General features: G+C 69.1%; 5 protein-coding genes. 3 read left to right on the forward strand and 2 right to left on the reverse strand.

Going from position 1 to position 6773, the window contains the following annotated elements:
* Nucleotides 1-1097, forward strand: a 1097-nt coding sequence (locus PLL68_RS10735) for a S1 RNA-binding domain-containing protein (protein ID WP_324533935.1), incomplete at its 5' end; no start/stop codon positions are given.
* 90 nt (nucleotides 1098-1187) lie between these two features.
* Here the strand turns inward: PLL68_RS10735 and PLL68_RS10740 are convergent.
* A complete protein-coding gene (locus PLL68_RS10740) occupies nucleotides 1188-1679 on the reverse strand; it encodes a LysM peptidoglycan-binding domain-containing protein (RefSeq protein WP_324533937.1) in 492 nt (163 codons plus the stop codon).
* An 81-nt stretch (nucleotides 1680-1760) separates the two neighbouring features.
* Between PLL68_RS10740 and coaE the strand changes: the two genes are divergently transcribed.
* Both coaE and uvrB read left to right on the forward strand, forming a co-directional pair.
* Nucleotides 1761-2954: a dephospho-CoA kinase gene (gene coaE, locus PLL68_RS10745; protein ID WP_324533939.1), complete on the forward strand. Its 1194-nt coding sequence runs from the start codon at nucleotides 1761-1763 to the stop codon at nucleotides 2952-2954.
* A gap of 54 nt (nucleotides 2955-3008) precedes the next feature.
* A complete protein-coding gene (gene uvrB, locus PLL68_RS10750) occupies nucleotides 3009-5120 on the forward strand; it encodes an excinuclease ABC subunit UvrB (RefSeq protein ID WP_324533941.1) in 2112 nt (703 codons plus the stop codon).
* Nucleotides 5121-5126: 6 nt separating this feature from the next.
* Here uvrB and PLL68_RS10755 read toward each other — a convergent pair.
* A partial coding sequence (locus PLL68_RS10755; protein ID WP_324533943.1) for a phosphoenolpyruvate carboxylase occupies nucleotides 5127-6773 on the reverse strand: 1647 nt, incomplete at its 5' end.

Below are 6773 nucleotides of genomic sequence, written 5' to 3' on the forward strand. Positions count from 1 at the left end.
TCGAGGTCGTCAAGGGCGGCCTCATCCTCGACATCGGCCTGCGCGGCTTCCTGCCTGCCTCCCTCGTCGAGATGCGTCGCGTCCGCGACCTCCAGCCGTACGTCGGCAAGGAGATCGAGGCCAAGATCATCGAGCTCGACAAGAACCGCAACAACGTGGTCCTGTCGCGCCGTGCCTGGCTCGAGCAGACCCAGTCCGAGGTCCGCACGACCTTCCTCAAGGAGCTCGGCAAGGGCCAGGTCCGCAGCGGTGTCGTGTCCTCGATCGTCAACTTCGGTGCGTTCGTCGACCTCGGTGGCGTCGACGGTCTCGTCCACGTCTCCGAGCTGTCCTGGAAGCACATCGACCACCCGTCCGAGGTCGTCGAGGTCGGCGACGAGGTCACCGTCGAGGTGCTCGACGTCGACATGGACCGCGAGCGCGTCTCGCTGTCGCTGAAGGCCACGCAGGAAGACCCGTGGCAGCACTTCGCCCGCACCCACGCGATCGGTCAGGTCGTCCCGGGCAAGGTCACCAAGCTCGTCCCGTTCGGTGCGTTCGTGCGCGTCGACGACGGCATCGAGGGCCTGGTGCACATCTCCGAGCTGGCCGAGCGCCACGTCGAGCTGCCTGAGCAGGTCGTCACCGTCGGTACCGACATCTTCGTCAAGGTCATCGACATCGACCTCGAGCGTCGCCGCATCTCGCTGTCGCTCAAGCAGGCCAACGAGGACGGCGCCAACCAGGTCGAGTTCGACCCGACGCTGTACGGCATGGCCGCCGAGTACGACGAGAAGGGTGACTACAAGTACCCCGAGGGCTTCGACGCCGAGACCAACGAGTGGCTCGAGGGCTTCGAGGCGCAGCGTGAGATCTGGGAGAAGCAGTACGCCGAGGCACACGCTCGCTGGGAGGCCCACCGGGCCCAGGTCGAGGCGTTCGCCAAGGCCGACGCCGAGGCTGCTGGTGGCAGCAACGAGACGTCCTACTCGTCCGAGACCGGTTCCACGCCGGCCGAGGACGGTGGCGCCCCGCGTCCGCCGGCCCCCGCTGCTGAGGGCACCCTCGCCTCCGACGAGGCGCTCGCCGCACTGCGCGAGAAGCTCACCGGTAACTGACGCCATCGGCATCCCTGATCGGATGCCGTGACATCACCGACGAAGGCCCGGTCACCCCGTGAGGGGTGGCCGGGCCTTCGTCGGTTGAGGTCAGCGGGCCAGACCCTGGGCCGGGATCACGAGCTTCTGTCCGACGATGATGAGGTCCATGTCCTCGAGCTTGTTGATGGCCGCGATGTCCACCCAGCGCAGGCCGAACTTCTGCGCCAGTGCGGACACGGTGTCGCCGGGCTGGACGACGTAGATCTGCTCGGCGGGCGGCACCGGGGGAGCAGGCGGGGCCGGAGGTCCGCTCAGCTTCAGCACCTGACCCACCGTGATGACGTTCGCGTCCTTGATCGCGTTCCAGCGCACGAGGTCGTCCACGGTCAGCTCGTAGGTGGCGGCGAGCTTGGCGAGCGTGTCCCCGGCGACGACCGTGTGGGTGGGGTTCGGGTCGGTCAGGAGGATCACCTGCCCCACGGAGATCTTGTTGGGGTCCTTGATGCCGTTCCACGTCATCAGGTCCGCGAGGGCGACCTTGTGCTTGGCGGCGATCTGTCCGAGGGTGTCGCCCGAGACGACGGTGTGTGTGGTTGCCATGGCTGGCAGGTTAGCCGCGCGCATCGTCGTGCCACGACGAATCGGGGAACACCTGTGACGACTCCTTGTAGGGTCACCGGCATGCTGCGCGTGGGCCTCACCGGGGGAATCGGGTCGGGCAAGTCCACGGTGTCGGCCCAGCTGACGTCGCTGGGTGCCGTCGTCATCGATGCGGATGCCGTGGCGCGCGAGGTCGTCGAACCCGGTACCCCTGCGCTGGGAGCCATCGCCGACCGCTTCGGGCCGGAGGTGCTGACCAGCGACGGGGTGCTCGACCGGCCGGCCCTGGGCCGCCTCGTGTTCGGGGACGCCGCTGCCCTGCGTGACCTCGAGGCCATCACCCACCCGGCGATCTGGGCCCGCACGAGCGAGCTCATGGCCGCCGTGCCACCGGGGCGGGTGATGGTGCACGACATGCCCCTGCTCGTCGAGAAGCAGATGGCGGCCGACTACCACCTCGTCGTCGTCGTCGGGGTGGGGGAGGCCATCCGGGTCCGCCGGCTCGTCGACCTGCGCGGCATGTCGGAGCACGACGCGCGGGCCCGGATCGCCGCGCAGGCCTCTGACGAGCAACGCCGTGCCGCGGCCGACGTCTGGCTCGACAACGAGGGCACCACCGAGGCGTTGCGAGCCGCGGTCCTGCGACTGTGGCACGAGCGGATCGAGCCCTTCGACCTCAACCTGACCCACGGCATCCGATCGCGGTTGTCCCACCCGACGATCTCGGCGCCGGACCCGACATGGCCAGCCCAGGCGGCGCGCCTGCTCGCGCGCATCCGACACGCCGTCGGCGACGTCGCGCTCACGCTCGACCACATCGGCTCCACGGCCGTGCCGGGTCTGGTCGCGAAGGACGTCATCGACCTCCAGGTGGGGGTCGCCTCGCTCGCGGACGCCGACGCACCTGAGTTCGTCACGGCGATGGCTGCCGCGGGGTTCGTCCGGGCCGAGGGCGACTGGCACGACAACGGCAAGGACGGCACGTCGTGGCCCAAGCGGTTCCACGGGTCGTGCGACCCCGGCCGGGTCGCCCACGTCCACGTCCGCGAGGTGGGTTCACCCGGCTGGTCCTGGGCGCTGATGTTCCGTGACTGGCTGCGGGCCGATCCGAGCGAGCGGGCCTCGTACGCCTGCATGAAGACCGACCTCGCCGCGAAGGCGGGCTCGATCGAGCATTATGTCAACGGCAAGGAGCCCTGGTTCGACGCCGCTGACCAGCGGGCTCGTACGTGGGCCGAGTCCACCGCCTGGGTGCCGCCCATCGGGCGTGCCTGAGGAGCGGGACGCGCAACCGGGCCAGCTGTCGGTGGCTCGGCATACCGTAGGGACATGCGTCCGACGACAGATCTGCAGCGCCGCGTGGCGCCCTTCGAGGTGGTCTCCGACTTCGAGCCTGCCGGCGACCAGCCCCAGGCCATCTCCGACCTCACGAAGCGCATCCGGGCGGGCGAGCAGGACACCGTCCTGCTCGGTGCGACGGGCACCGGCAAGTCGGCGACCACCGCATGGCTCATCGAGCAGGTCCAGCGGCCGACCCTGGTCATGGCGCCGAACAAGACCCTGGCCGCCCAGCTGGCCAACGAGTTCCGTGAGCTGCTTCCCAACAACGCCGTCGAGTACTTCGTCAGCTACTACGACTACTTCCAGCCCGAGGCGTACGTACCGCAGACCGACACGTACATCGAGAAGGACTCCTCGATCAACGACGAGGTCGAGCGGCTTCGGCACAGCGCCACGAACTCGCTGCTGACCCGGCGTGACGTCATCGTCGTGGCGTCGGTGTCCTGCATCTACGGGCTCGGCACCCCGCAGGAGTACGTCGACCGGATGGTCCGGTTGCGCGTCGGTGACGAGGTGCCTCGCGATGACCTCCTGCGCAAGTTCGTCCAGATGCAGTACACGCGCAACGACCTGGCGTTCACGCGTGGCACCTTCCGGGTTCGGGGTGACACCGTCGAGATCATCCCGATGTACGAGGAGCTCGCGGTGCGCATCGAGTTCTTCGGCGACGAGGTTGAAGCCATCTACACCTTGCACCCGCTGACCGGTGAGGTCGTGCGCGAGGAGTCGGAGATGTACGTCTTCCCTGCCTCCCACTACGTTGCCGGCCCGGAACGCATGGAGCGGGCGATCGCCGGCATCGAGAGCGAGCTCGAGCAGCAGCTCGCCCTCTTCGAGCGGCAGGGCAAGCTGCTCGAGGCCCAGCGCCTGCGGATGCGCACGACGTACGACATCGAGATGATGCGCCAGGTCGGCTCGTGCTCGGGGATCGAGAACTACTCGATGCACATCGACGGCCGCCTCCCGGGCACGGCCCCGAACTGCCTGCTCGACTACTTCCCCGAGGACTTCCTGCTCGTCATCGACGAGTCACACGTCACCGTGCCGCAGATCGGCGCGATGTACGAGGGCGACGCGTCTCGCAAGCGCACCCTGGTCGACCACGGCTTCCGGCTGCCCTCGGCGATGGACAACCGACCCCTGAAGTGGGAGGAGTTCCTCGAGCGCATCGGTCAGACCGTCTACCTGTCGGCCACCCCGGGCGCCTACGAGCTGACCAAGGCCACCGGTGTCGTCGAACAGATCATCCGCCCGACGGGTCTGATCGACCCCGAGATCATCCTCAAGCCCACCAAGGGCCAGATCGACGACCTCCTGCACGAGATCCGCACCCGCGCCGACAAGGACGAGAGGGTGCTCGTCACGACGCTGACCAAGAAGATGGCCGAGGACCTCACCGACTACCTGCTCGACAAGGGAGTGCGGGTTCGATACCTGCACTCCGACATCGACACCCTGCGCCGGGTGGAACTGCTGCGTGAGCTGCGTCTGGGGGAGTACGACGTCCTCGTCGGGATCAACCTGCTCCGCGAGGGTCTCGACCTGCCCGAGGTCTCTCTCGTCGCGATCCTCGACGCCGACAAGGAGGGCTTCCTGCGCTCCAGCCGCAGCCTCATCCAGACGATCGGGCGCGCGGCTCGCAACGTCTCCGGCCAGGTGCACATGTACGCCGACAAGGTGACCCCGTCGATGGCCGAGGCGGTGGAGGAGACCACCCGGCGCCGGGAGAAGCAGATCGCCTACAACCTCGAGCGCGGGATCGACCCCCAGCCGTTGCGCAAGAAGATCGCCGACATCACCGACATGCTGGGCCGTGAGGACGCCGACACCCAAGAGCTCCTGGGTTCCGGGCGGGCACAGTCGCGCGGCAAGAGCGACGGTGGTCGTGGCGGACGGGGGGCGGCCGCGGCTGATGCATCGCTGGCTACCCGTCGAACCGGCCCGGTCGCCGCCAGTGACCTCGCCGCCCTCATCCAGGAACTCAGCACGCAGATGCACCAGGCCGCCGCTGATCTGCACTTCGAGCTCGCCGCCCGACTGCGAGACGAGGTCGGCGACCTCAAGAAGGAGCTGCGCCAGATGAGCGAGGCCACCAAGTAGGCGCGCTCAGCCGGTGTTCTGCAGCCCTGCTGCCAGTCCGTTGATGGTGAGCAGCAGGGGCCGCTTCCACCCGACCGCCTCCTCCTCGCCGTGCTCACGGATCTCGCTCAGGCCGCGCAGCTGCAGGTGGCTGAGCATGTCGACGAACGGGCGACGCAGCCGGACGGCGGTGTGCAGGTGTGGCTTGCGGGCGAGCATCTCGTCCTGGTCGAGCAGGCTGAGCACCTCGCGGCGGGTGCGGGCGAGTTCGTCGAGCACCCGCTCGGCGAGGTCGGGTCGGCCTCCGAGCTCGAGGAACCGCGCTGCCAGCCGGTCATCGGTCTTGGCCAGGCTCATCTCGGCGACGTCGACGAGGGCGGCGAAGACCGGCCACTCGCGATACGCCTCTCGCGCCAGGGTCGGGTCACCCAGGGCCTCGAGCCCGCTGCCGAGGCCGTACCACCCCGGGAGGTTGACCCGGGTCATCGACCAGGCGAACACCCACGGGATCGCCCTCAGGTCCTCGAGGCTGCGACCGCTTTCGGTGCCGCTGCGGCGGCTCGGCCGCGACCCCAGTCTTAGGTCCGCGAGCAGGTCCAGCGGGCTGGACATGGCGAAGAAGTCGGCGAACCCGGGCTGTTCCACCAGGGCCCGGAACGCCCGCTTGCTGGCGTCGTCGACCACGGCCGCGACATCGGCGTAACGCAGCCGGGCAGACTCTCTGGCGGCGGCGTGCGTCGGGTTGTCGGTGAGGAGCACCGCTGACGCCACCCGCTCGAGGTGTTGCTCGGCGATGCGGATGTCGGCGTACCTGGCGAAGATGACCTCGCCCTGCTCGGTGACCTTGAATCGGCCGTCGACCGAGCCCGACGGTTGGGCGGCGATCGCCCGGTGCAGCGGGCCACCCCCACGACCGAGGGATCCTCCGCGGCCGTGGAACAGGGTCAGTGTCACCTCGTGGCGCGCCGCCCATTCGACGAGGGCCTGCTGGGCGCGGTGCAGTGCCAAGGTCGCCGAGGCCGGGCCGACGTCCTTGGCCGAGTCCGAGTACCCGAGCATGACCTCGACCTCACGGTCGACACCCTCGAGCCACGCCGCCGTCGACGACAGGCCCATCCACCGCTCGAGGGTCGTGTCGGCAGCATCGAGGTCGGCGCCGGTCTCGAACAGCGGAACGACGTCGAGGGAGAGCGGCCGTGTGCCGACGGCGAGCCGAGCGAGGGCTCGCACGGCGACGAGGTCGCTGGCGCTCTGGCTGAACGAGACGATGTACCGGCCGCAGCTGCGCTGACCCCAGCGCTGCTGCAACCACGACATGACGCGCAACGTGTCGAGCACCTCCCGAGTGGTCGCACTTGCTGCTGCGGTGAGTTCGGGCCAGCCGTTGATCGCCAGGTCGTCGAGGAAGGCCGCGTCCGTGGCGGCCGCAGCCGGGTCGGTGACCTCACCGGGAAGCAGGGAGATCAGCTCGGTGAGCGCCGCCCGGTGCACGGCACTGTGCTGACGCACCTCGAGCTCGGCGAGGTGGAAGCCGAAGGTCTGCAGCATCCACACGACGTCCTGCAGCTCGCCGCGCGCGGCCCGGGCGTCACCAGCGGCGACGAGCGACTCCTGCACGAGCAAGAGGTCCGCGAGCGCCTCGTCCGGCCCGGAGTACGCCAGGCCCGCCTGCTC

This window comes from Ornithinibacter sp., assembly GCF_035443565.1.
Taxonomy (GTDB): Bacteria; Actinomycetota; Actinomycetes; order Actinomycetales; family Dermatophilaceae; genus Fodinibacter.

Coding starts and splice junctions, on each gene's coding strand:
- PLL68_RS10740 (WP_324533937.1), bottom strand. CDS start 1,679: ATGGCAACCACACACACCGTCGTCTCGGGCGACACCCTCGGACAGATC.
- coaE (WP_324533939.1), top strand. CDS start 1,761: ATGCTGCGCGTGGGCCTCACCGGGGGAATCGGGTCGGGCAAGTCCACG.
- uvrB (WP_324533941.1), top strand. CDS start 3,009: ATGCGTCCGACGACAGATCTGCAGCGCCGCGTGGCGCCCTTCGAGGTG.